Origin of the sequence: Pectobacterium actinidiae (assembly GCF_000803315.1) — a bacterium.
Taxonomy (GTDB): Bacteria; Pseudomonadota; Gammaproteobacteria; order Enterobacterales; family Enterobacteriaceae; genus Pectobacterium; species Pectobacterium actinidiae.
On record NZ_JRMH01000001.1, the window covers coordinates 1,902,665 to 1,928,567 of the forward strand.

The following is a 25,903-nucleotide window of genomic DNA, read 5'->3' on the forward strand; positions in this document are numbered from 1 at the left end:
TGCGGTGATATCTACTCGCAAAATGAAAATAGCGCGCCATGAGCGCGCTATTTTTCCAGAAAGCGTCAGACGTTAGTACATGACCTTGTGACCGTAACTTTCAAGAATCGATTTAATACGATCCATCGTGTCGGCCTTCGGCGGTTTAACACCGTCTAATTTGTACTCTTCACCCATCGCAATCCACTTGTGTTTGCCAAGTTCATGATAAGGAAGAAGCTCAATTTTCTCGATGTTTGTCATATCCTTGGTGAATTCGCCCAGCTTGTGTGCGGACGCATCATCGTCAGACCAGCCTGGAACGACGACATAACGAATCCAGGTACGCTGGTTGCGTTTTGCCAAATAGCGAGCGAAATCCAGAGTACGGTGATTGGATACGCCAACTAAATTCTGGTGTATGTCGTCATTCATTTGCTTCAGATCGAGCATCACTAAATCGCTGACGTCCAATAGCTCGTCAATGACGGGGTCGTAACGACGAACGAACCCATTGGTGTCCAAACAGGTGTTGATGCCTTCAGCCTTACAGGCACGGAACCAGTCACGCACAAACTCGGCTTGCAGAATGGCCTCTCCGCCAGATGCCGTTACGCCGCCGCCTGATGCATTCATAAAGTGGCGATAGGTTACGACTTCTTTCATAAGCTCCTCAACTGTCACTTCCTTACCGCCGTGTGTATCCCAGGTATCACGGTTATGACAATACAGGCAGCGCATCAGGCAGCCTTGAAAGAAGATGATGAAACGGATACCTGGGCCATCGACGGTGCCACAGGATTCAAAGGAATGGATGCGACCGATTACTGACATTGCGAGGTTTTCTCCAAATTTGACCGAACAATAGCGGTCTTTATGAGCGCAGTCATAAGAAAGCAGGTACCACTCTGACAGGGATTTCTGACAGAAGAACACCGTGTGACAGATGCTGCGTCGAATCTGTTTTGCAAGCCATCCACATGATGAGGGCAACATAGCGGGCTGGCAAAACAGGTTAACAATCTGAACGACAAGCGAGGGTGAGAAAAAGGCCCCACTGACGTGGAGCCTTTATTTTACGCCTTTTCAGACAGTCATGGAAATTACATTGACTGTGTGAAAGTACGGGTGATGACGTCTTGTTGCTGTTCTTTCGTCAGTGAGTTGAAACGCACTGCGTAGCCAGATACGCGGATAGTCAACTGCGGATATTTTTCCGGGTTTTCCATCGCATCAAGCAGCATTTCACGGTTCATGACGTTGACGTTCAGGTGCTGACCGCCTTCGATGCTGGCTTCGTGGTGGAAATAACCATCCATCAGGCCGGCAAGGTTAGCTTTACGCACGTTATCGTCTTTGCCCAACGCGTTAGGAACGATGGAGAAGGTATAAGAAATACCATCTTTCGCGTAAGCAAACGGCAGTTTGGCAACAGAAGTTAGGGAAGCAACCGCGCCTTTCTGGTCACGACCGTGCATTGGGTTAGCACCTGGTCCGAATGGCGCGCCTGCGCGACGACCGTCTGGCGTGTTACCGGTTTTCTTACCATAAACCACGTTAGAGGTGATGGTCAGAACAGACTGAGTTGGTGTTGCGCCACGGTAGGTATTCAGTTTCTGAATTTTCTTCATGAAACGTTCAACCAGGTCACAAGCCAGTTCATCTACGCGAGAATCGTTGTTACCGAATTGCGGATATTCACCTTCGATATCAAAGTCGATAGCCAGGCCATCTTCATCACGAATCGGTTTAACTTTGGCATATTTGATGGCAGACAGGGAGTCAGCAGCAACAGACAGACCAGCGATACCACACGCCATCGTACGGAACACGTCACGGTCATGCAGTGCCATCAGCGACGCTTCGTAGCTGTATTTGTCATGCATGTAGTGAATGATGTTCAGAGCGGTGACGTATTGTTTAGCCAGCCAATCCATGAAGTGATCCATACGATCCATCACTTCGTCGAAGTTCAGAACGTCGCCTTTGATCGGTTCTGATTTCGGACCAACTTGCATTTTCAGTTTTTCGTCCACGCCGCCGTTAATCGCGTACAGCATGGTTTTCGCCAGGTTTGCACGGGCTCCGAAGAACTGCATTTGTTTGCCAACGATCATCGGGCTGACGCAACAAGCAATTGCGTAGTCATCGTTGTTAAAGTCAGGACGCATCAGATCGTCATTCTCGTATTGCAGAGAAGAGGTATCGATGGAGACTTTAGCCGCATAGTTTTTAAAGCTTTGTGGCAGTTTTTCAGACCATAGAATGGTCATGTTTGGCTCTGGAGACGGCCCCATGGTGTACAGGGTGTTCAGGAAGCGGAAGCTGGTTTTGCTCACCAGAGTACGACCATCCAGACCCATACCCGCCAGAGATTCTGTTGCCCAGATTGGGTCACCAGAGAACAGCTCATCATACTCAGGCGTACGCAGGAAACGTACCATACGCAGTTTCATGACCAGGTGGTCAATCATTTCCTGAGCGTCTTCCTCAGTGATTTTACCGGCTGCCAGATCGCGCTCAAGGTAGATGTCCAGGAAGGTGGAGACACGTCCGAAGGACATTGCCGCACCATTCTGTGATTTCACCGCAGCCAGATAGCCGAAGTAAGTCCACTGCACGGCTTCCTGAGCTGTCGTTGCTGGGCCAGAAATGTCACAGCCATATTTAGCAGCCATTTCTTTAATTTGGCTCAGTGCATGATGCTGATCGGCAATTTCTTCACGCAGACGAATGGTTGCTTCCAGGTCTTCGCCGTTTTCCAGTTTGGATTGCAGAGAAGTGAACTGAGCAAATTTGTCTTTCATCAGGAAGTCGATACCGTACAGCGCAACGCGACGGTAGTCACCGATGATACGGCCACGGCCATAGGCATCTGGCAGACCAGTCAGAACGCCTGATTTACGACAACGCAGGATGTCTGGGGTATAAACATCGAACACGCCCTGGTTGTGCGTTTTGCGGTATTCAGTGAAGATTTTTTTCAGTTGAGGATCCAGTTCACGACCGTAAACTTTGCATGAACCTTCAACCATTTTGATGCCGCCGAACGGAATTAACGCACGTTTCAGCGGAGCATCAGTTTGAAGACCAACGATTTTTTCCAGACCTTTGTTGATGTATCCCGCGTCGTGAGACGTGATAGTTGCAGCAACATTGGTATCAAAATCAACAGGCGCGTGAGTACGGTTTTCCTGTTTGATGCCTTCCATGACGCTGTCCCACAGGGCAGAAGTCGCGGTGGTTGCGCCAGCCAGGAAAGACTCGTCACCTTCATACGGTGTGTAGTTTTTCTGGATAAAGTCACGTACGTTGACGTTATCCTGCCATTCACCTTTGCTAAAGCCTTGCCATGCATTGGCCAATTTTTCATTCAGCTCGGTCATTTTACACCTACCTTTGATATGGATTTCTTAAAATCCGACGTTGCGGCCGATTGCACCTTAGTGGTGCTTGTCTCCACCGCGCAAATAAATTACCCAATATGTCAAACCGACCATGACGCCGCCTCCGATGATGTTCCCTAGGGTGACGGGAATCAGGTTATCGGTAATAAAGTGGCTAACGGTTAAATGTTCAAACTGAGACGGCACCATACCTATCGCATTCCAGAATTCTGGAGCCGCAAAATTTTTGATAACGATGCCCATAGGTATCATGAACATGTTGGCGATACTGTGTTCAAAGCCGCTGGAAACAAACATGGCGACAGGCAAAATCATGGCAAACATTTTGTCGGTAAGCGTACGGCCGGAATAGCTCATCCACACGGCCAGACAAACCAGCAGGTTGGCGAGAATCCCCAGACACAACGCTTCAACGAACGTGTGTTCAAGTTTGTGTTCTGCCGTTTGCAGGACGTTGAGGCCCCACGCACCGTTTGCGACCATATGCTCTCCCGAGAACCAGATAAGCCCAACGAAGAAGAGTGCACCAATCAGGTTGCCGACATAGACATTTGCCCAATTATAGGCTAGTTGCTTCCAGGTAATACGTCCACTGGCTTTGGCAATCACGATAAGAACGGTTGAGGTAAATAAGTCTGCACCGCAGACGACAACCAACATGAGGCCAAGGGAGAAACAGATACCACCGATCAATTTCGCGATGCCGAAAGGAATCGTCGCGGTTCCAGTGGTAGCCGTAATATAAAAGACGAAGGCGATCGAAATAAACACACCCGCAGTGATCGCTAAATAAAACGTCGTACACGGTTGTTTTGTAGCTTTATAGACTCCGGCGTCTTCAGCAACTTTTGCCATAGCGGCCGGGAGTAATAGAGTAAAGGGGTTGTCAGCTTTCACACTAACTCTCTCTTAAAAATTATCAGCGTTGAGATACTAACAAAGCAGTATACGGTAAAATTTGACGTGGATCATATTGCAAGAAATTAACAGGTTAGCAAGCAGGGTGGGATACGGGGATTTCATGGTTAATTAATTGAATTTTATAATAAAAAAATATTTTAAATTTTGCGAAAAGATTTGAATGACAGACGTTAAACCTACCGATTTAGCGTTAAAAAAAATCATGTTTTGTAGAATTTCAGTACCACCTTGTCGAGGTAATTTAATTAAAAATTCACTATTCAATAACAATGTTCTGATTATGCATTACGAATAATAAATATTGCCCTCTGGATAATAAAATAGCCCTTTAAAATAAAGGGCTATTTGTCGATTGTTATTTGTACTAGATCGCACTCATCGATATAAGATACGTTCTGACGGCATCACTCTGACGTTATTTTGCCTGCCAATAACGACGTTTCGCCTGTTGCAGTTTTTCATAGGCAGCAAGCAGTGACTGGTGCGCAGGTAAAGCGTTAAAGGTGTCATCCACGGCAAACAGACCATAGAAGCACGCTTCACCAGCAATGGCGGCGCTGGCGGCATCGACCGTCTCGCTGCCGTACATTTTGGTAAAGGCGTCATAATATTCTGCTGGGTCGCGCTCAGGTTCTTGCGCCAGTAACAATAGAGTTTGCAGGCAACGGTAATAATTGCTGCGCTGTGCCGTAAAGACGGAGCCGTTGAAATCTTGTGTCCACTCTGTCCAGGTCAGCGCCTGATCCAGATCGCCACCAGCCAGAGCCAGCATCGCTTTCAATTCGCCAACGCGCAGCGTGAACCAGCCATTATCTTTGCCAGTGGCAATACCCAGCAGCTCACGTACGCGAGTGAAATCATCCAGCCCTTCGTCATCCAACTGTTGCAACAGAGTCAGATAGTCTTCTTTTTCCCATTTGCTGTCAGGTAGCGCCAGCAGCGTGTCACGCAGATGAGCGCCCATGCTGTTATTGGCTAACAACAGATCGTCAGCAGGGTAGATGTCCGACATTCCCGGTACGATGATGCGGCAGGCATAAACAGCCAGATGCTCATAGTCAGCAATGTAGACTTCTTTATCTTCCTGCTTGAAAATCGCCATCAAGGTAGCAAATTCTTCTTCCGTCGATCCTTTAAAGCTCCAATCTGCAAATTCATAATCCGCTTGCTTCTTGAACATATCCCAGGAGATCAGGCCGCTGGAATCGATAAAGTGGGTTTCCAGATTAGCGTGCTCGGCAACTTCCTCATCATCGAATGTTGGTGGGGTGAACACGTCCAGATCTTTCAATCCACGGCCTTGCAGCAGTTCGGTAACGGTACGCTCCAGTGCCACGCCGAAATCAGGGTGCGCGCCGAACGAGGCAAAACAGGTGCCATTCGCGGGGTTAAACAGCACCACGCAGATAACCGGATATTTCCCGCCCAGTGAGGCATCGTAAGAGAAAATCGGGAAACCTTCTTTTTCCAGCGTTGCAATCGCTTCGACCACACCTGGATAACGGTTTAGCACCTCTTGCGGAATTTCCGGCAGACTGATGGATTCAGCGATGATGCGGTTTTTGATGCTGCGCTCAAACACTTCAGATAGCCCCTGAACGCGGGCTTCGTTGGCGGTGTTACCTGCGGACATCCCGTTAGAAACGTACAGGTTACCGATGATGTTCATCGGAATATAGACAGTTTGCTGATCGGACTGACGAGTAAATGGCAGCGCGCAAATGCCTCTGTCAGCATTGCCGGATTGCAGATCGATCAAATCGCTAGCGCTCAATTCCTGATCAGGATCGTAAAACTGGTGCAGACGGGCATCCAGAATACCTTCCGGTAGCGCATCATTTTCTGGAATAGGGAACCATTTTTCATTTGGGTAATGGACGAAATCGCCGTTAGCGATGCTTTTGCCGAGATAGAAGTCAGCAAAGAAATAGTTGGTGGACAGACGCTCGAAATACTCACCTAACGCAGAGGCCAGTGCCGCTTTCTTACTGGCGCCTTTACCGTTAGTGAAGCAGAGTGGGCAATCACGGTCTCGAATATGGACAGACCAGACGTTTGGCACCGGGTTCAGCCATGACGCTTCTTCGATGTTAAACCCCAGGTCCTGGAGCTGTTGTTGAAAACGGGCGATGGAATCTTCCAGGGCGGCGTCTTTGCCTGGGATAAACGTTTGAGTCATGGTGTTCACTCTTATCGAGATTAGCGGAAGCGGCATGATACGGATTTTTCTGTTCAGACTCTATTTATTCATAACAGATCGGCAACAGTGAAAAAGAACAGGCTGCGTAACGTGCCGTTTTGCATAATGAAAGCGCAATAAGCGTTGCAGCCGCGATTGACGAGTGATAAAACCGATAGCAGGGTAAAAGTAGTGTGGTTATGGCGGCTGTTCCGTTATAACTACTATCTTGTAACAGCGGTATTTTTATAATCGTCAGGTTTATAAAAATGGTATTTGTAACAACGGTGATAAAAAGAACCGCTATTTTTCAGGTGTGGTGAGGGGAAATGACTCAGATTTTTAATTTTAGCGCCGGTCCAGCAATGCTGCCGGTTGAAGTACTGCGTCGTGCTGAACAGGAGTTGTGTAATTGGAATGGTCTGGGCACATCGGTCATGGAAATCAGCCACCGCAGTAAAGAGTTTATGCAGGTTGCCGCTGAGTCCGAACAAGATCTGCGTGATTTGCTGAAAATCCCCTCTAACTACAAAGTGCTTTTTTGCCACGGTGGTGCGCGTGCGCAATTTGCGGCAGTACCGTTAAATCTTCTGGGCGAACGCTCAACGGCCGACTATATCGACGGCGGATATTGGGCACACAGCGCAATCAATGAAGCAGAGAAATACTGCACACCTAACGTGATTGACGTGAAAACGCGCGTAGGCGAACTGCGTGGTATTAAGCCGATGCGTGAATGGACATTGTCTGATGACGCGGCATTTGTACATTACTGCCCGAATGAAACCATTGACGGTGTTGCAATCGAAGAAGAACCGGATTTTGGCGATAAAATTGTGGTCGCCGACTATTCTTCCAGCATCCTGTCTCGCCGTATTGATGTCAGCCGTTACGGCGTGATCTACGCTGGTGCGCAGAAAAACATCGGTCCGGCCGGTCTGACGCTGGTTATCGTGCGTGACGATTTACTGGGCAAAGCGCGTCGTGAGCTGCCATCGATACTGGATTATCAGGTTCTGGCGGACAACGACTCTATGTTTAACACGCCGCCAACGTTTGCCTGGTACTTGTCCGGCATGGTCTTCAAATGGCTGAAAGAGAACGGCGGTCTGGCTGAAATGGAAAAACGTAACCAGGAAAAAGCTGACCTGCTGTATAGCGCGATTGACGGTAACGATTTCTATCGTAATGACGTCGCCGTAGCGAACCGTTCTCGCATGAATGTGCCGTTCCTGCTGGCGGACTCTGCGCTGGATAAAGTCTTCCTGGAAGAATCCGTTGCTGCGGGTCTGCACGCGCTGAAAGGCCATCGCGTAGTGGGCGGTATGCGTGCTTCTATCTACAATGCGATGCCGCTGGAAGGCGTGAAAGCGCTGACGGAATTCATGTCTGACTTCGCGCGTCGCCACGGTTGATTAAGACCGCCCCTCGATACATTTTGATCAGCCCCGGACTTTCCGGGGTTTTTATGTCCACGTTGAAAGAATAGGCTTTACATGCAGGAATCCCTGACGCTACAACCCATCAAACTGATTAACGGTACCCTTAACCTTCCTGGCTCAAAAAGCGTCTCTAACCGTGCGCTTTTGCTGGCGGCCCTGGCTGAAGGAAAGACCCGGCTGACTAACCTGTTAGACAGTGATGATGTTCGCCATATGCTTACCGCTCTAACGGCATTGGGCGTAGAATATCATCTGTCGTCTGACCGGACCGTGTGTGAGATTACGGGGCTGGGTGGGGCGTTTACGGCATCGCAGCCGCTGGAACTGTTTCTGGGAAATGCAGGGACAGCGATGCGTCCACTGGCTGCTGCGTTGTGTCTGACCGATGGCGATATTGTACTGACGGGCGAGCCGCGGATGAAAGAGCGTCCGATCGGACATCTGGTCGATGCACTGCGTCAGGGCGGGGCGAATATTGATTATCTGGAGCAGGAAAACTACCCACCGCTTCGTCTTCACGGTGGTTTTCAGGGCGGTGACATCAGCGTAGATGGCAGCGTATCAAGCCAGTTCCTGACCGCGCTGTTGATGACTGCGCCTTTGGCTATGCAGGATACGCAAATCAGCATTCAGGGCGATCTGGTATCCAAACCGTATATCGATATCACGCTGCATATGATGAAAGCGTTTGGTATTGAAGTACGTCATGAAAACTATCAGCGATTCGTCGTGGCAGGTCGCCAGCGGTATCGCTCACCGGGTGATTATCTGGTGGAAGGCGATGCGTCATCGGCCTCTTACTTTCTGGCCGCCGCGGCGATTAAAGGTGGCGTTGTACGCGTCACTGGCGTAGGCCGTAACAGCGTACAGGGCGATATCCGCTTCGCTGATGTCTTGGAAAAGATGGGCGCGATCGTTCGCTGGGGTGAGGATTATATCGAATGTGAACGCGGTGAACTGCACGCGATCGACATGGATATGAACCACATTCCTGATGCGGCAATGACAATCGCGACGGCGGCACTTTTCGCTCAGGGCGGTACGACCACGTTGCGTAATATCTATAACTGGCGCGTGAAAGAGACCGATCGTCTGGCGGCAATGGCGATTGAGCTGCGTAAAGTTGGTGCGGAGGTGGAAGAGGGTAACGATTACATTCGCATTACGCCGCCGACCACGCTGAAAGCGGCAGAAATCGGTACGTACAACGATCACCGTATGGCGATGTGTTTCTCGCTAGTGGCGCTATCGGATACCCCTGTCACGATTCTGGATCCGAAATGTACAGCTAAAACCTTCCCTGACTACTTTGAACAGCTGGCGCGTCTCAGCGAGCTGGCTTGATTTCTCTCTTCTAAGGCACGTTTTTCGTGCCTTTTTTGCTATCAAGTTTTCCCAAGGTTCGCTCAACTTTTCTTCTGAAATTGCGTAACGCATTCAGAGAATGCCTTATTTTTCCCACCATTCTGGCATTGGGGTAACCTTTCTCTGCATTGATGCGTATAATGAGGTTCCGTGATGCCATAAAACGGCATAAGCGGAACTTCCCAGTATTAAGGAGAGAGAAATGACGGTGATGGCACCGGTAATTACGGTTGACGGACCGAGTGGCGCAGGCAAAGGTACCTTGTGTAAGGCATTGGCTGAGGCTTTACAATGGAATCTGCTGGACTCGGGGGCTATCTATCGTGTTTTGGCTCTGGCAGCATTGCACCATCATGTGGATATCAGCTCGGAAGACGCGCTGGTTCCACTGGCTTCTCATCTTGATGTGCGCTTTGTCGCAGAAGACGGGCAGTTGAAAGTCATTCTGGAAGGTGAAGACGTTAGCCATGAAATTCGTACCGAAGCGGTAGGCAATACGGCGTCTCAGGCTGCGGCTTTCCCTCGCGTTCGTGAAGCTTTGTTACGTCGGCAGCGCGCTTTCCGTGAGGCTCCTGGGCTAATTGCCGATGGCCGTGATATGGGAACGGTGGTCTTTCCTGATGCACCGGTGAAGATTTTCCTGGATGCCAGCGCGCAAGAACGTGCACAACGTCGCATGCTACAGTTGCAGGGGAAGGGCTTTAATGTTAACTTTGAACGTCTTTTGTCTGAGATAAAAGAACGGGATGAGCGCGATCGCAACCGCCCCGTTGCGCCGTTAGTGCCTGCTGCCGATGCATTGGTGCTGGATTCAACGGAAATGACAATCGATGAAGTGATAGCGCGCGCGTTGGCTTATGCCCGCGAAATTTTAGCGTAATCACAAAAAACTGAATTTTTACCTCGCTGTAAGGATGCACAGCGAGGCATGTTAAACAACCCCATCGAGCAGGATGCCAGATGGACGTTAAAATGAAACCCTTAAGATTATCAACATGACTGAATCTTTTGCTCAACTCTTTGAAGAATCCCTGAAAGAAATCGAAACCCGTCCTGGTTCCATCGTACGCGGTGTTGTTGTTGCTATTGACAAAGATGTCGTACTGGTTGACGCCGGTCTGAAATCTGAATCTGCCATTCCGGTAGAGCAATTCAAGAACGCACAGGGCGAACTGGAAATTCAGGTTGGTGATGAAGTTGACGTTGCTCTGGACGCTATCGAAGATGGCTTCGGTGAAACGCTGCTTTCTCGCGAAAAAGCTAAACGTCATGAAGCATGGCTGACGCTGGAAAAAGCCTACGAAGAAGCTGCAACGGTTACCGGTATTATCAACGGTAAAGTTAAAGGCGGTTTCACTGTTGAGCTGAACGGCATTCGTGCGTTCCTGCCAGGTTCTCTGGTAGACGTTCGTCCGGTTCGCGACACGCTGCATCTGGAAGGCAAAGAGCTTGAGTTCAAAGTTATCAAGCTGGATCAGAAACGCAACAACGTTGTTGTTTCCCGCCGTGCAGTTATCGAATCTGAAAACAGCGCTGAGCGCGATCAACTGCTGGAAAACCTGCAGGAAGGCATGGAAGTCAAAGGTATCGTTAAGAACCTTACTGACTACGGTGCATTCGTTGATCTGGGCGGCGTTGATGGCCTGCTGCATATCACTGATATGGCTTGGAAACGTGTTAAACACCCAAGCGAAATCGTCAATGTGGGCGACGAAATCACTGTTAAAGTGCTGAAGTTCGACCGCGAGCGTACTCGTGTATCTCTGGGCCTGAAACAGCTGGGCGAAGATCCATGGGTTGCTATCGCTAAGCGTTACCCAGAAAGCACGCGTCTGACTGGTCGCGTGACTAACCTGACTGACTACGGTTGCTTCGTTGAAATCGAAGAAGGCGTTGAAGGTCTGGTACACGTTTCTGAAATGGATTGGACCAACAAAAACATCCACCCGTCCAAAGTTGTTAACGTTGGCGACGTAGTGGAAGTGATGGTTCTGGACATCGACGAAGAACGTCGTCGTATCTCTCTGGGCCTGAAACAGTGCAAATCTAACCCATGGCAGCTGTTCGCAGAAACCCACAACAAGGGCGACCGCGTTGAAGGTAAAATCAAGTCTATCACTGACTTCGGTATCTTCATCGGTCTGGACGGCGGCATCGACGGTCTGGTGCACCTGTCCGACATTTCCTGGAACGTGGCTGGCGAAGAAGCCGTTCGCGAATACAAGAAAGGTGATGAAATCGCCGCTGTTGTTCTGCAGGTTGATGCAGAGCGCGAGCGTATCTCTCTGGGTGTGAAACAACTGGCTGAAGATCCATTCAATAACTACCTGTCTGTTAACAAGAAAGGTGCTATTGTTACTGGTAAAGTTACAGCAGTTGACGCCAAAGGTGCTACAGTTGAATTAGCAGACGGCGTAGAAGGCTATCTGCGTGCTTCTGAAGCCTCTCGCGATCGCATTGAAGACGCAACGCTGGTACTGAACGTTGGCGACAGCGTTGAAGCGAAATACACTGGTGTTGATCGTAAAAACCGCGTTGTTAGCCTGTCTGTTCGTGCGAAAGATGAAGCTGACGAGAAAGATGCAATCGCAACTGTTAACAACAAGCCGGAAGAAAACAATTTCTCCAGCGCGATGGCAGAAGCGTTCAAAGCAGCTAAAGGCGAGTAATCACAACGGTAGAATGAGCAACGCAAGTTGCTCATTCTTGTAACGGTAGTCAGTTATCCTGGTTATTGATAACCGCACTTGGAGGAGCTATGACCAAGTCTGAACTTATTGAAAGGCTTGCTGGACAGCAATCTCATATCCCAGCCAAAGTGGTTGAGGATGCAGTGAAAGAAATGCTCGAACAAATGGCTTCTACGCTAGCCGAAGGCGACCGTATTGAAATCCGTGGGTTTGGCAGTTTTTCACTTCACTACCGTGCACCGCGTGTAGGTCGTAATCCAAAAACGGGTGACAAAGTTGAGTTGGAAGGTAAGTACGTCCCTCACTTTAAGCCAGGTAAGGAACTACGCGACCGCGCTAATATTTACGGCTAATCATTAGTCCTAAATACCAGCCTTATAAAAGCACCCATCTTGGGTGCTTTTTTACATTTATAACCAGCATCCTCTTCGTCTTCCGTCGATATGACGCGGTTATCTGACACCGTGTAGGCTATTCCGCGTTATCAGCGATCGATAACGCGGGGAACAGGCTTACTTATTATGACGTTCTTTCAGGCGATTGATGATAGTCGCCAGATCTAAATCCTGATCCTGCAACAGCACCAGCAGGTGGTACATTAAATCCGCGGCTTCGTTGGTCAATTCTTCGCGGTCATGCACCGTGGCGGCTAATGCCGCTTCCAATCCTTCTTCACCGACCTTCTGAGCAATGCGCTTGGTGCCGCTGGCATACAGACGCGCAGTATAAGAGCTATCCGGGTCAGCATGCTTACGCTCGGCTAGCAGTTGTTCCAACTGATAGAGGAACGTCCAGTCGCTGGCAGCAGGCGAGAAGCAGCTACTGGTGCCAAGGTGACAGGTTGGCCCGATTGGGTTAACCAGAATCAGCAGCGTGTCATTATCGCAATCCGGCGTGATAGAGACGACATTCAGGAAATGGCCGGAAGATTCACCTTTCGTCCACAACCGTTGCTTAGTCCGCGAGAAAAACGTCACTTTGCCGCTTTCTTCCGTGGCTTGCAAAGCATCCTGATTCATGTAGCCCAGCATCAACACTTCACCAGATACCGCATGTTGCACGACAACGGGCAGCATGCCGTCCGTTTTTTCCCAATCGAGCTGGTTTCGTTGTTCGTCGTTTAAAAAGAACCTTTCGCTTAACACACTCGAATCTCCACACCCTGTTGCTTAAGATATTGTTTCAGCTCGCCAATATTAATAATTTGCTTGTGAAACACCGATGCAGCCAGCGCGCCATCAACGTGGGCGGTTTGGAACGCATCCAGAAAATGCTCCATGGTGCCTGCGCCGCCGGAAGCAATAAGCGGGACATGACAGACATCACGCACCAGATTTAACTGGTGTAAATCATAGCCGTTGCGCACGCCGTCCTGATTCATCATATTCAGGACAATCTCACCCGCACCGCGCTTCTGTACCTCTTCAACCCAATCCAGCGTTTCCCAGGTGGTGACCTTGGTTCGCGCTTCATCACCCGTGTATTGGTTGACATGGTAGCGGCCCGTCGCGGCATCGTGCCAGGTATCAATTCCGACAACGATGCACTGCACGCCATAGCGGTCAGCCAGTCGGGTAATCAGCTCTGGGTCGGCCAGCGCTGGTGAATTGATGGAGATTTTATCTGCGCCGAAAGAGAGGATTTGACCTGCTTCTTCCACGCTTTTAATACCGCCTGCCACGCAGAAAGGAATGTCGATGACTTCAGCAACGCGAGATACCCAGCTTTTATCGACTACACGGCCATCGGAAGAGGCGGTGATATCATAAAAAACCAGCTCATCGGCCCCTTCCTGCGCGTAGCGCTGCGCCAGCGGCACAATGTCACCGATGATTTCGTGGTTGCGGAACTGTACACCTTTCACGACCTGACCGTTACGCACGTCCAGGCAGGGGATTATCCGTTTTGCCAGCATGAAATAGCCTCCACGACGTTGAATTTACCTTCCAGCAGCGCACGACCCACGATCACGCCCTGCACACCGCTGCCGCGCAAATTGGCGATATCCGTCAGGTTGCCGATGCCGCCGGATGCCTGAAAGGCAATCTGTGGGTAGCGCTGGCTGATTTCACGATAGAGTTCGACGTTGGAGCCGCTCAGCGTACCGTCACGTGAAATGTCAGTGCACAACACATGTTTCAGACCAAACGGCAGATATTGTTCGACGACTTGTTCAAGCGTGGCGTCGGAGTTTTCCTGCCAGCCACTGATGGCGACGAACTTCGTGCCGTTAGCGTCGATGCGCACGTCCAACGCCAGAACAAGCGCTTCTGCGCCATAGCGGGTGAACCATTGCTGAACGAGTTCCGGCTGTTTGACGGCGGTGGAGCCGATGACGACACGGCTGGCACCAGCTTTTAATAACGCTTCCACGTCCTGTTCGGTGCGGATACCGCCGCCAATCTGAACGGGGACGCTAACGCCAGCCAACAGCGTGGTTAGCAGGGGGATCTGGCGGGCTGAGGGATCTTTGGCACCAGTCAAATCGACCAAATGCAACACACCTGCGCCTTGTTGCTGGTAATCCTGCAAGCGGGGAAGCGGATCGCTACCGTACTGGCGCTGTTGGCCATAATCACCCTGATGCAGACGGACAACCTGTCCATCAATCAGATCTAATGCGGGAATAATCATGACGCTCTACATCTCCAGAAAGTTTTTCAGCAGTTGCGCGCCCGCCGCACCCGAACGCTCAGGGTGGAACTGCACGCCAAAGAAATTATCTTTTTCCAGCGCAGCGGTGAAGGCTTCGCCGTAATTGGCTTGGGCAATCGTGTTTTCGCAGACAGGCATGGCATAGCTGTGAACGAAATAGAAATAGGCACCTTCATCGATATCGCGGAACAAACGATGTCCGGCCTTCGGAATGACTTGATTCCAGCCCATATGCGGCAGCGGTAAGCCGTGGTCAACCATCTTTTTCACAGGCGAATCGACAATCCCGAGCGTGGGAATGCCGCCATTTTCGTCGCTGTTTGTGCCCAATAACTGCATGCCGAGACAAATACCGAGAACAGGTTGAGTACAAGCTTTGATCAACGCAATCAGCTCGCGCTCTTCCAGTTGATTCATCGCGGCTTGCGCGGTACCAACGCCCGGCAGAAACAGCTTGTCCGCTTGCAGGACAATCTCGGCCTCGCGGCTTACAACTGGCGTATACCCCAACCGCTGCACGGCATAGGTCACCGAAGAAAGGTTAGCGCAACCAGTATCAAGAATGACGACCTTCATTAGAGCACTCCTTTCGAGCTCGGCAGCGTATCACCCTCGACGCGAATGGCCTGACGCAGCGTGCGCCCGAAAACTTTGAACAGGCTTTCCACACGGTGATGATCGTTACGTCCCTTGGTTTTCAGGTGCAGCGTACAGGCCATGGAATAAGACAGTGAACGGAAGAAGTGTTCGACCATTTCTGTACTCAGGTCGCCCACGCGCTGGTAGCTGAACTCCGCTTTGTATTCCAGATGCGGACGCCCGGAAATATCCAGCGCACAGCGTGCCAGACACTCATCCATCGGTAGAACAAAGCCAAAGCGGCCAATGCCGCGTTTGTCGCCCAGCGCTTTATTTAGGGCTTCGCCCAGCGCCAAACCGGTATCTTCAACCGTGTGGTGATCGTCGATGTACAGATCGCCTTTCACTTCAATTTTCATGCGGAAGCCGCCGTGGGTGGCGATTTGATCCAGCATATGATCGAAGAAGCCGACGCCAGTATTGATTTTGCTGCCGCCTTCCTGATCAAGCCAGACGTTCACATCAATCGCAGTTTCACGCGTGACGCGGTTGACGTGCGCATGGCGGTCACGCTTAGTTAACTGGTTGGTAATCGCTTGCCAGTTTAGTCCGCCACGCTGATAGAGCAGGCCGGTTATTCCCATGTTCTGCGCCAGTTGGATATCGGTCTGCCGGTCGCCGATAACGTAGCTATTCGCCACATCCATCAAACCGTTGTTCAAATAGGCCGTCACCAGCTCGGTCTTGGGTTTGCGACAGGTGCAGTTATCAGCAGGTAAATGCGGGCAGATCAGCACTTGCTCAAAACGGATGCCCTGCGATGTCAGAATCTGCATCATCAGGTTGTGCGGTGGATCGAAGGTTTCCTGTGGAAAACTATTGGTTCCTAACCCATCCTGATTCGTGATCATCACCAGCGTATAACCGGCTTTTTGCAGCGCCAGCAGTGAGGGAATGACATCGGGTTCCAGCGCCAGTTTATCCAGACGGTCAACCTGAAAATCCTCGGGCGGTTCAGCAATCAATGTTCCGTCACGGTCGATAAAGAGGTATTTCTGGCTCACGTGAGCTCCTTAAAATTAAGCGTTGATGCCTGGCAATGATTGTAATGCAGCAACAACGCGTTCACATTCGTAGCGGTTGCCGATCGTAATACGCAAACAGCCTGCTAGGCTAGGTTGCTTATTTTGGTCACGCAGAATAATGCCTTGATCCCACAGGGTTTTAAATACAGAAGGGGAGGCGGTAAAGCGCACCAGCAAATAGTTACTCTCGCTGGGGAAAATTTCCTCAATGCAGGGAATGTCTTTTAAAGCTTCGCTCAACCAGCGACGAGCGGACGTAATTTCCTCAACATTCGCCTTCATTTTGGCGATCCCTTCGTGACTCAGCGCCTGCGCCGCGATATCCGCTACGGGAGTGGACAGCGGATAAGGAGCAATGACCTTCAGCAGAAACTGAATGACCTCAGGGTTCGCTAGCGTGAAACCACAGCGCAATCCAGCGAGTGAGAAGGCTTTGGACAAGGTCCGTAGAATCACCAAATGTGGGAATTCGTCCAACCAGACTGAGGTGGTCGCCTGCGGACAGAATTCAATGTAGGCCTCATCGATAACGACCAGCGCTTTTCCCTGTGCCAGCGTGAGTAATTGGCGTAAATCTTCCCGTGCAATCAGGTTGCCGGTCGGGTTGTTCGGGCTACACACGTAAATGACTTTGGTGCCGTCCAACTGCGCTTCAATCGCGTCGAGATCCAACTGCCAGTCTGCTGTGCTTGCTACGGTGCGGCGTTCCACGCCAAACGTCTCGGCGCTGACGGCGTACATGCCGTAGGTCGGTGGACAAAACAGGATGGCGTCTTTCCCCGGTTCGCAGAACGCGCGGATTAGCAGCTCGATACCTTCATCGGCACCGCGGCTGACCAGAACCTGCTCCGGTGTTACACCAGCATACTCGGCGTAACGGTTGATCACCGTGACGGGTTGGCATTCTGGATAGCGGTTCAGCGTCTGTAACGTTAACTGATATTCAGGCGCTTGAGGATATTCATTGGCATTCAGCCAGACATCACCGTTGCCGCCCAAACGACGGGCAGACATATAGGGTGTCAATGCACGGACGTTGGCGCGTGCCAGTTGTTCAATGCTGCTCATGCTTGCTCCTTCAGTGCTGCGACACGCAGGGTAACGGCGTTTTTGTGGGCGGTCAGCTGTTCGGCCTGTGCCAATATTTCTATCGTTGGTGCCAGTTGCAGTAACCCCTGCGGCGTGAGCTGCTGTACGGTCATGCGCTTCTGAAAATCAGCCAGTCCCAGACTTGAATACGTTGAGGTATAGCCATAGGTCGGCAGAACGTGGTTGGTGCCGGAGGCGTAGTCACCAGCGGATTCCGGCGACCAGTCACCAAGGAAAACTGAACCCGCGCTGGTAATGCTATCAACCAGTGATTCAGCGTCGCGCGTTTGGATGATCAGGTGCTCTGGGCCATACTGATTGCTGATTTCGACACACTGGGTTAAATCACGTGCGACGATGACGCGGCTACTGGCAAGTGCCTGACGCGCGATGTCTGCACGGGACAATTGCGCGAGCTGCTCTTCAACGGCGTCCGCCACGGCTTTGGCCATTGCTGCGTCGGGCGTGAGCAGGATGACCTGAGAATCCGGGCCGTGCTCTGCCTGCGACAACAGATCGGAGGCGACAAACGCGGGCGTCGCGCCGCTGTCGGCGATCACTAATACTTCTGATGGCCCTGCTGGCATATCAATGGCCGCGCCATCGAGCTGCTGACTAACCTGACGCTTGGCTTCCGTGACGTACGCGTTGCCAGGACCAAAGATTTTATCCACTTTGGGCACGCTCTCGGTGCCAAATGCCATCGCGGCAATCGCTTGCGCGCCACCGAGCTGAAAGACTTCTTTAATGCCACACAGCTGTGCGGCATACAGAATTTCATCGGCAATCGGTGGCGGTGAGCACAGCACTACGCGACCACAGCCTGCGATGCGCGAAGGTGTGCCCAGCATCAGCACGGTGGATGGCAGTGGCGCTGAGCCCCCGGGAATATACAGGCCGACCGTTGCGATAGGGCGAGTGAGCTGCTGGCAACGTACGCCCGGTTGCGTTTCGATATCGACAATCGGCAGCTTTTGCGCGTTGTGGAATGTCTCGATATTACGCACGGCGATCGCCATCGCCTGTTTGACCTCATCGCCCAAACGGGCGGAGGCGGCGGCAATCTCGGCCTCGGTCACTCGAATCGCATTGACCTGAACCTTGTCAAACTGTGCGCTGTAGTCGCGTAATGCGCTATCACCACGACTTTTTACGTTTGCCAGAATATCGCTCACGATGTGGGTAATGCGGTCTGACGCGGAAATCGCGGGTCGAGTCAGTAGCTGACGCTGCTCTTCTGCTGAACAGCGCTGCCAGTCAACGAGCGTGCTGAAGCTGCCAGTGCTTTTGGTGTTGTCAGCCATCGCCATCACTCCATCATTTTTTCAATAGGCAGAACCAGAATGGAGCTGGCACCCAACGATTTCAGTTTTTCCATCGTTTCCCAAAACAGCGTTTCGCTGCTGACCATGTGCATGGCAACGCGACGTTGATCGCCAGCCAGCGGCAGAATGGTTGGGCGCTCCGCACCCGGTAACAGGGCGATGATTTCATCCAGGCGCTCGCTTGGTGCGTGCAGCATGATGTATTTTGATTCACGCGCCTGAATCACGCCTTGCATACGGGTCAGCAGTTTATCGATTAACTGTTGTTTCTCCGCAGGCATCTCACCGTCACGTTGAATCAGGCTGGCCTTAGAACGGTAAATGACTTCCACTTCACGCAGGCCGTTAGCTTCCAGCGTAGCACCGGTTGATACCAGATCGCAGATGGCATCGGCCAGACCAGCGCGTGGAGCCACTTCGACGGAACCGTTGAGCAGGCAGGATTTGAAATTGACGGATTGTCTGTCGAGATATTGTTTGAGCAGGTGAGGGTAAGAGGTGGCAATACGTTTGTTTTGCAGACATTCAGGGCCGGTATAGGCTTCATCCAGCGGCATCGCCAGCGACAGGCGGCAGCCGCCGAAATCCAGACGGCGCAGCGTGAAGTAACGCGGATCTTCGCCCTGTGCACGACGGTTTAACAGCTCTTCTTCCAGCACGTTTTCGCCGATGATGCCTAGATCGACCACACCATCCATAACCAGACCGGGGATATCGTCATCGCGTACGCGCAGGATATCAATCGGCATATTTTCTGCGAACGCGATCAGGCGCTGTTGCTGTAAGTTGATTTTGATCCCGCAGCGCGCCAGCAGTTCGCGTGAATCGTCGCTCAGGCGGCCTGACTTCTGCATTGCTATCCGTAAACGTGTTTTATCCAGCATGGAAACCTCATTAACCTGTCAAATTTAAATTTTTGGAAATAGAGCGAGCATAAAAAAACGTCGGGAACGTTTTTTAACGTTGCATAGCAACGGCCTGCAAGGTGCGCGCAAGGATAGCGCGCATAAAAAAACCCTCGGAAGGTGATCTTCCGAGGGCTCTTTCTGTGTTCTGCGCCACTGGAAGATCTGAACGTCTTCCAGCACCAATTGCCCGAAAGACTAATCAGGATGATGGTGATGATGGTGGTTAAACAGAACGCGTGTCATAAGATGTCTCTTTGTTGTGTCAGTGTTTATTAAATCAATAATGATTTCTGTCGAATAACCTAAACCATGTTCGGGCTGTTGTGCAACATTTTTTTAGCAGATGTGGGAAGTTCGTTTTGGTTGAGTGATGTGCCAGCATAATCGCGCTGGATATCCGCTTTTGATAGGCAGAAAAGACTACGGAAATCGGACAGGCATCCGTAGCGGTGGGCATGAAAGCCGTTTACTCTGTAGGCGTGCGTGATGTTAATAACAGGCTCCTTGCAGGGGAGAACGGCTGATGAAAAAAGTATCGATTGTTGGATTGGGCTGGTTGGGTATGCCGCTGGCTCTGGCACTGAATGGGCACGGCTACCATGTGACAGGGACGAAAACCACTCAGGATGGCGTGGAAGCGGCGCGTATGAGCGGCATTGAGTGCTATCAACTGGCTCTGACGCCTGAACTGGAATGCGATGCTGACGAGCTTAACGCTTTACTACAACAGGTTGACGTATTAGTCGTGACGCTACCCGCCAGTCGAACGGCGGAAGGAGGCGATGGGTATGCGCAAGCGGTACAGCAACTGGTGAATATGGCGCGCGTGTTTCATGTCCCGCGTATTATCTTCACCAGCTCAACGTCGGTTTATGGCGATAGCAGCGGCACGGCAAGAGAAAACTCGCCGCTACAACCGACGACGGTAGCAGGGAAGACGCTGGTGTCCCTCGAACAGTGGTTGCAGCATCTACCCGATACCTCCGTGGATATTTTGCGGCTTGCGGGGCTAGTTGGTGGCGATCGCCATCCAGGGCGTTTCCTTGCTGGCAAAACCAATCTGCCGCGTGGCAATCATGGCGTGAATCTGGTGCATCAGGAAGATGTGTTGGCGGCGATTCTCTTGCTGCTTAAGCTCCCGACCGGTGGGCATATCTATAACCTGTGTGCGCCAGAACATCCTGCCAGACAGGATTTTTATCCTGAACAGGCGCGCAGATTGCACCTGTCTCCGCCGCAGTTTGCACCCGTAACCGATAGCGCTCAGGGGAAAATTGTTGATGGGCAGCGCATCTGCCATGAACTTGGGTTTGACTATCAGTACCCTAATCCCTCAACGATGCCGTTGAATCAGGGCTTGTAGCTAACTGGCTTGTTTATCACGATTTTTTGATAATGCTATAGGGTTTCTGACACGCCCGGATGCGCGTGAAACCATCCGGGCGTGAGTGGTAAAATTCAGCCCTGACGCGATATCAGGGCTAGAAGGCAAAACGTTAGAAGGTTGTCCAACCTGAATCCTGCGACTGTTTTGATGCCGGAGGCAGGCGTTTCTGCTGTGGCGGCAAACCGGAGAGCGTTGCTTTTGGTTTACGCCCCTCGTGATCGGACAGACGGAAGTTCGCTACCATACTTTCGAGTATCGCGGACTGTTCTTCCAGCGAGTTAGCGGAGATTGAGGATTCCATTACCAGCGCCGCATTCTGCTGCGTGGTGGTATCAAGTTCGCTGATGGCGCGGGAAATTTGCTCAATGCCGCGACTTTGCTCATCGGAGGCGGAGGCAATTTCCCCCATGATGTCGTTAACCCGCGAGACAGAGGAGACGATCTGATCCATCGCGGTTCCTGCATTAGCCACCAATTGTGTGCCTACATTGATACGCGACACTGATTCAGATATCAGGCTGGCAATCTCCTTCGCAGCTTGCGACGTGCGTTGAGAAAGCGTCCGTACCTCGCTGGCCACCACGGCGAACCCACGACCTTGCTCACCGGCTCGCGCGGCTTCTACGGCAGCGTTAAGCGCCAGAATATTGGTCTGGAAAGCAATGCTGTTGATAACGGCGGTAATGTCGGCAATCTTTCGTGAGCTGTCTGAAATGCCTGACATGGTATCCACGACATTTCGTACTACTTCGCCGCCTTTGTGCGCATTTTGTGAGGCTTCGGTACTGATTTGGCTCGCTTGTTTGGCGTTTTCGGCATTATTTTTCACGGTCGACGTCAGTTCTTCCATGCTGGCGGCAGTCTCTACTACGGCGGCAGACTGCTGCTCGGTGCGCGAAGAAAGATCGCTATTGCCCACGGCAATCTTGGCCGCAGAGGTTGACACACTGTCCACGCTGTCACGTACATCGCTGATCATATGGCGCAGCTTTTCGTTCATTCTCCCCATAGCGGCCGTTAGCTGGCCCAGCTCATCATCGCGGTCAGCCACGATTGTTGACGTCAGATCGCCTGCGGCGATTTTTTCCGCCAGAGAAAGGTTATGAATCACAGGGCGGGTGATTTGGCGGGTAATCAGCAATGAGATGATAATGCCGATCACGACGGCGATGAGGCCAATGATCATCGTGATAGTCGCGGAACCGTATGCCAACGCATCATTCTTCTCTTTGACGATAGTGATAAGCGCTTTAATGGAAGCGCTGCTCTTATCTCCGCCGACCTTCACGCCGTCTTCGGCTTTTTTCAGATCGTTGACGCTCAGAAAGTAGTCAGCATTGAGCTTTTTATAGCTGGTGACATAGCTCCGCAGGTCTTCTGCAGCGGCCTTTTGGTCAGGCGTGAGTGCCGCAGTGGCACCCTGATAGCTGCTGTCAAAGCGGCCAAAAGCCTCATCAAGTTTCTTCGCCGTATAGGCATCTTGCTTAAGCTGCAACTCATAGGATAACTGTTTGAGTTCTGAAACCTGTGTTGCCAACTCCTCAGCCTGATATTGCGTCGTGTTATCAGAAGGCTGCTGACGCAGCTTGGCGTAAAAGTCAGCAGTAATGTTTTGCCTGTTGGCAATGCTGATTTTGTCGCGATTCTCTACCACGCGCTGCGTGGCTTTCCCCATCTCGGTGATAGCGTTCTGAAATTCGGTCAGGTGTTGGCCGAGATCGTTAACGAGGGGAGCCCCTTCTGGACTCCACGAGAGCGTTTTTGCTTCAGTGGTTAACTCTGATGCATGTTTAACGAAACCCGCCATGGTTTCACGCGATTTCTCTTCATACGAATAAAAATACTTCAGGCGGTTTATTTTGGCCTGAAATACTTCGATGTTGATGTTGTAAATAAGATTGGTTTTTTCATAGATATCACGAATTTCTCTGAAACGCCCTGCGCTTAATAGCGATGCAATGATGACCAGTAGCAGGATCACCCCAAACCCAAGATACAGCTTTTGGGATATTTTAAGATTTCTGATTTTTTTGGCTAAGAACATGACGTCTCTCCGGGGATGAATTACTGGTGTTGGGTAACGAATTAATCGCGGTATAACCCATAATGCTTATCGGATTTAGGGCGGTTTTTTTTAGTATGAATGAAGAAACTAATAATAATTTGTGAGCCTCCTCTCTCATTGTTGGACAACTGCACAGCAAGTGCAGGTTGTATTACCAATAGGCGTGACTTTAATCGTTATAAGAATAAACACAGAAAATTGTGATTATTTTTTTAATCTTTAAAAAAGAGGGAGGAAATGGTTAATTTGGAAATATATTGAAATATAAATGGAGTGGAAATAACGAATGGTTAAGTTTTATCTTAATATTGGTTGTATCGGATCCCCTATGGCGACGACTCTCACCGCCATAGGGGATATACCTAATAGGTGCTTTTTGTACGATATAACCGGCGTGGGTGACCAATTTTTCCGTAACGCATTTCGATGTCGAGGAACTGGTTTTCAACGCAGAACTCCAGATAGCGGCGTGCTGTCGTTTTACTCAGCCCCGTTTTTTCGACGATGTCATCGACAGAATAGAGTGTATCGCCTCCATCACTGGTAAAAATCTGCTTGATCAGCCCTAGCGTATTTTCTTCAATGCCTTTTGCTGATGATGAAGAGGCCGCGCCGGACGATTGCAGCTGATAGAGAATATCGACGTTCTGCTGATCGACAATTTTGTAGGTGTGCTGGGTCTTTACGAATTGAATAAATCGCTCCAGCGAAGAGCGCAGCCGCGGGTAGGAGAGTGGTTTGATAATGTAGTCAAAGGCCCCGCAGCGAATCGCCTGAGCGCAGGTATTCATATCGCTGGCTGCGGTAATAAAGATGACGGAACAGTCCATTCCTTTGAGCAACTGGCTTTCAATCAGCGAAACCCCTTCGCCGTCGGGCAAATAGTTATCGAGCAGGATTAGACGAGGCTTGTGCTGCTGGAGAAGCTTTTTGGCTTCAAAAAGCGTAGCGGCAATCCCGACGACACGCAGATTGAAATGTTTTTCAATAAATTCAGCATGAATATTTGCCAGCTTACTTTCATCTTCAACGATTAAGACATCGAAATGTTCAGTGTGCTGCATGGTGTGAATCCCTGTTAGTATCTGAAGCATAAAAGAAGATCTGGTACCCGTATACCGCCATACTCCAAGTTGTCTGTGCGTTGTTCAACACATGACAACGCAAATTAGTGGGGGGATATCGGTATAAATAGGGAAAATATGCTGCCCTTCGGCTGGTTGGCCGAGACTTCGATCATTCCCTGAGCCTGATTGACGTAGCTGGCGACCAGATGCAGCCCCAGTCCGTGATCGCCCTGCGTTTTGCTGGTCACGCCCATTTCAAACAGGCTATCGGCAATGGTGGGATCGATACCCGTTCCCTGATCGGCGATTTCAATGACCAACTCTTGTTCACTGTTATAGATGTACACTTCGACAGGATAATGTGGCGCGGTGGTGGCTAATGTGGCTTCCATCGCGTTATCCAGCAAATTACCAATAATGGACATCAGCTCCGTTTCACTCAGCGCGGGTGGAATGTGAGTGAGCTGGCAGCGTGGGTCGAAAACAATCTCAATGCCTTTTTCCCGCGCCGTCGCGTACTTGCCCAGCAGCAGCCCGCATAGCGCGGGTGAACAGAAGCGGCGCGAAACAAAATCCAGTACCACCTGTGCGCTTTCCGACTGCGCTTCAATATATTTGATCGCTTCGTCATAGCGTTTTAGGTGCAGCAGCCCGGCCAGCGTCGCCGTCCAGTTCAGTTGCTCATGGCGCAGAATGCGCAGGCTATTCGCGTAACGTTTCACCTGGCTGAGCTGCATGCTAAGCGTGTGAATATCATTTTTACTGCGGAAGCTGATGACCCAGCCCTGAAGCTCATCCTCCAGCATGATCCGCACCCGGCTGGCAATCACAGTGGCGTGGTTAAACCGGCAGATCTCATCGTGGGTGTCGCTGTTCCACATGGCTTCGCCGGAGAAAAAAGGCACGGGTTTAATGACGGTATCAATCGGCTTGCCGCGCAATAGATAGGACGGTTCGTCTAGTCCGAGGATCTCTTTCGCTGCGTGGTTAATCGCCGCAATGCGGTGCTGCTTATCGATAGCGATCACGCCTTCGTAGATGGATTCGAGCAGCGCCTTCTGCTGCCTGACCAGCATACGAATCTCAAGGGGCTCGAGGCCAAACATCTGTTTCTTCAGATTGCGTGAGAACCACCACGAAAAGATAAACAGCGCGACAAACATCGCCAGAATCGCCAGCAGGATATGCGCCAGTTTACTGAACGTCAGGTTATCGATATGGGTTTTCAGATAGCCAACGGAGACAATACCAATAACCTGACCGTCAGCGACGATCGGCGCTTTGCTGCGTAATGAAATACCAATGCCGCCCCGGCGCACCGTGATAATGCTTTTGCCTGCTAACACCTCGACGTTATCGCCGCCCACCATCTGTGTGCCGACGAGATCGGCATCTTCAGAATGAAACAGATGATGCGCCTGATTATCCCCGATTACGATATAGCTGGCGTCGCTGCGCAGCTTCAATTGGTGAACGAGCATGCTTATCTGCTTGATGTCTTTATGCTTCACCGACTCAATCAAGGATGGGATGATGGCGATTTCTCTGGCTTGTACCTGCGCTCGTGTACCCAGCTCGGAATACAGCTGCTTATCGATATCGTGATAATAATAAATGCCCGTCATCAGAAGTAACGAAGAGAAGAAGACGATCAAATAGATAAATAATTTGATATGAAAGGAAAGTCTCACTCTCATGATGTGCGGTAGCCTGCTGGTAAACGAAAAATAGCTGGTTAATTTATCACGAATGGTAATAAG

General features: G+C 50.8%; 22 protein-coding genes and 1 other annotated feature. Of the genes, 6 read left to right on the forward strand and 16 right to left on the reverse strand.

The window, feature by feature from the left end; translation table 11 throughout:
* Positions 1-72 precede the first annotated feature (72 nt).
* The 4 genes from pflA to ycaO form a co-directional block, all read right to left on the reverse strand.
* Entirely contained in the window at positions 73-753 is a 681-nt protein-coding gene (gene pflA / locus KKH3_RS08005; RefSeq protein WP_240560722.1) for a pyruvate formate lyase 1-activating protein, read from the reverse strand.
* A 329-nt stretch (positions 754-1,082) separates the two neighbouring features.
* Entirely contained in the window at positions 1,083-3,365 is a 2,283-nt protein-coding gene (gene pflB / locus KKH3_RS08010; protein ID WP_039357891.1) for a formate C-acetyltransferase, read from the reverse strand.
* A 57-nt stretch (positions 3,366-3,422) separates the two neighbouring features.
* Entirely contained in the window at positions 3,423-4,283 is an 861-nt protein-coding gene (gene focA, locus KKH3_RS08015) for a formate transporter FocA (RefSeq protein ID WP_039357896.1), read from the reverse strand.
* 439 nt (positions 4,284-4,722) lie between these two features.
* Positions 4,723-6,486, reverse strand: a complete 1,764-nt coding sequence (gene ycaO, locus KKH3_RS08020) for a 30S ribosomal protein S12 methylthiotransferase accessory factor YcaO (RefSeq protein WP_039357902.1) — start codon at positions 6,484-6,486, stop codon at positions 4,723-4,725.
* Between the two features lie 329 nt (positions 6,487-6,815).
* Between ycaO and serC the strand changes: the two genes are divergently transcribed.
* From serC to ihfB, 5 genes are all read left to right on the forward strand, one after another.
* Positions 6,816-7,901 (forward strand): 3-phosphoserine/phosphohydroxythreonine transaminase, encoded by a 1,086-nt coding sequence (gene serC / locus KKH3_RS08025; protein WP_039357905.1) that lies wholly within the window; start codon positions 6,816-6,818, stop codon positions 7,899-7,901.
* 81 nt (positions 7,902-7,982) lie between these two features.
* Positions 7,983-9,272 carry a 3-phosphoshikimate 1-carboxyvinyltransferase gene (aroA, locus tag KKH3_RS08030; RefSeq protein WP_039357907.1) on the forward strand — a complete coding sequence of 430 codons (1,290 nt, stop codon included), beginning with the start codon at positions 7,983-7,985 and terminating at the stop codon, positions 9,270-9,272.
* 223 nt (positions 9,273-9,495) lie between these two features.
* On the forward strand, positions 9,496-10,173 hold the full coding sequence (gene cmk / locus KKH3_RS08035; protein WP_039357908.1) for a (d)CMP kinase: 678 nt from the start codon (positions 9,496-9,498) through the stop codon (positions 10,171-10,173).
* Between the two features lie 115 nt (positions 10,174-10,288).
* Positions 10,289-11,962, forward strand: a complete 1,674-nt coding sequence (gene rpsA, locus KKH3_RS08040) for a 30S ribosomal protein S1 (RefSeq protein WP_039357911.1) — start codon at positions 10,289-10,291, stop codon at positions 11,960-11,962.
* Between the two features lie 89 nt (positions 11,963-12,051).
* Entirely contained in the window at positions 12,052-12,336 is a 285-nt protein-coding gene (gene ihfB / locus KKH3_RS08045; protein ID WP_005967571.1) for an integration host factor subunit beta, read from the forward strand.
* Between the two features lie 159 nt (positions 12,337-12,495).
* Here the strand turns inward: ihfB and hisIE are convergent, their stop codons facing one another.
* The 9 genes from hisIE to hisL all read right to left on the reverse strand — a co-directional run bounded on the left by hisIE (position 12,496) and on the right by hisL (position 19,867).
* Positions 12,496-13,128 (reverse strand): bifunctional phosphoribosyl-AMP cyclohydrolase/phosphoribosyl-ATP diphosphatase HisIE, encoded by a 633-nt coding sequence (gene hisIE, locus KKH3_RS08050; protein ID WP_039357916.1) that lies wholly within the window; start codon positions 13,126-13,128, stop codon positions 12,496-12,498.
* Positions 13,122-13,898: an imidazole glycerol phosphate synthase subunit HisF gene (gene hisF, locus KKH3_RS08055; protein ID WP_010277156.1), complete on the reverse strand. Its 777-nt coding sequence runs from the start codon at positions 13,896-13,898 to the stop codon at positions 13,122-13,124. The genes hisIE and hisF overlap by 7 nt, the downstream gene beginning before the upstream one ends.
* Entirely contained in the window at positions 13,880-14,617 is a 738-nt protein-coding gene (hisA, locus tag KKH3_RS08060; protein ID WP_039357919.1) for a 1-(5-phosphoribosyl)-5-[(5-phosphoribosylamino)methylideneamino]imidazole-4-carboxamide isomerase, read from the reverse strand. Before hisA ends, hisF begins: the two co-directional genes overlap by 19 nt.
* 6 nt (positions 14,618-14,623) lie before the next feature.
* Positions 14,624-15,214 (reverse strand): imidazole glycerol phosphate synthase subunit HisH, encoded by a 591-nt coding sequence (hisH, locus tag KKH3_RS08065; RefSeq protein ID WP_039357921.1) that lies wholly within the window; start codon positions 15,212-15,214, stop codon positions 14,624-14,626.
* Positions 15,214-16,281 (reverse strand): bifunctional histidinol-phosphatase/imidazoleglycerol-phosphate dehydratase HisB, encoded by a 1,068-nt coding sequence (gene hisB, locus KKH3_RS08070; protein ID WP_039357923.1) that lies wholly within the window; start codon positions 16,279-16,281, stop codon positions 15,214-15,216. The genes hisH and hisB overlap by 1 nt, the downstream gene beginning before the upstream one ends.
* A gap of 15 nt (positions 16,282-16,296) precedes the next feature.
* Positions 16,297-17,370 (reverse strand): histidinol-phosphate transaminase, encoded by a 1,074-nt coding sequence (hisC, locus tag KKH3_RS08075; protein ID WP_039357932.1) that lies wholly within the window; start codon positions 17,368-17,370, stop codon positions 16,297-16,299.
* A complete protein-coding gene (gene hisD / locus KKH3_RS08080; RefSeq protein WP_039362279.1) occupies positions 17,367-18,695 on the reverse strand; it encodes a histidinol dehydrogenase in 1,329 nt (442 codons plus the stop codon). The genes hisC and hisD overlap by 4 nt, the downstream gene beginning before the upstream one ends.
* Before the next feature lie 5 nt (positions 18,696-18,700).
* Complete coding sequence (hisG, locus tag KKH3_RS08085; RefSeq protein ID WP_039357934.1) at positions 18,701-19,600, reverse strand: ATP phosphoribosyltransferase; 900 nt, start codon at positions 19,598-19,600, stop codon at positions 18,701-18,703.
* Positions 19,601-19,722: 122 nt separating this feature from the next.
* Positions 19,723-19,844, reverse strand: a sequence feature (His leader region).
* A complete protein-coding gene (gene hisL / locus KKH3_RS22245) occupies positions 19,820-19,867 on the reverse strand; it encodes a his operon leader peptide (protein WP_106389040.1) in 48 nt (15 codons plus the stop codon). It overlaps the preceding feature by 25 nt.
* A gap of 280 nt (positions 19,868-20,147) precedes the next feature.
* On the opposite strand from hisL, the gene KKH3_RS08090 reads away from it, so the two are divergent.
* Positions 20,148-20,987: an SDR family oxidoreductase gene (locus KKH3_RS08090; protein ID WP_039357937.1), complete on the forward strand. Its 840-nt coding sequence runs from the start codon at positions 20,148-20,150 to the stop codon at positions 20,985-20,987.
* Between the two features lie 133 nt (positions 20,988-21,120).
* On the opposite strand, the gene KKH3_RS08095 is transcribed toward KKH3_RS08090, so the two are convergent.
* The 3 genes from KKH3_RS08095 to KKH3_RS08105 form a co-directional block, all read right to left on the reverse strand.
* Entirely contained in the window at positions 21,121-23,055 is a 1,935-nt protein-coding gene (locus KKH3_RS08095; protein WP_039357939.1) for a methyl-accepting chemotaxis protein, read from the reverse strand.
* Positions 23,056-23,438: 383 nt separating this feature from the next.
* The gene (locus KKH3_RS08100) at positions 23,439-24,140 is read right to left on the reverse strand and encodes a response regulator (RefSeq protein ID WP_039357942.1); all 702 of its coding nucleotides are present in this window, start codon (positions 24,138-24,140) and stop codon (positions 23,439-23,441) included.
* A gap of 104 nt (positions 24,141-24,244) precedes the next feature.
* Positions 24,245-25,840, reverse strand: coding sequence for an ATP-binding protein (locus tag KKH3_RS08105; RefSeq protein WP_039357943.1), 1,596 nt, complete (start codon positions 25,838-25,840; stop codon positions 24,245-24,247).
* Positions 25,841-25,903: the final 63 nt, after the last annotated feature.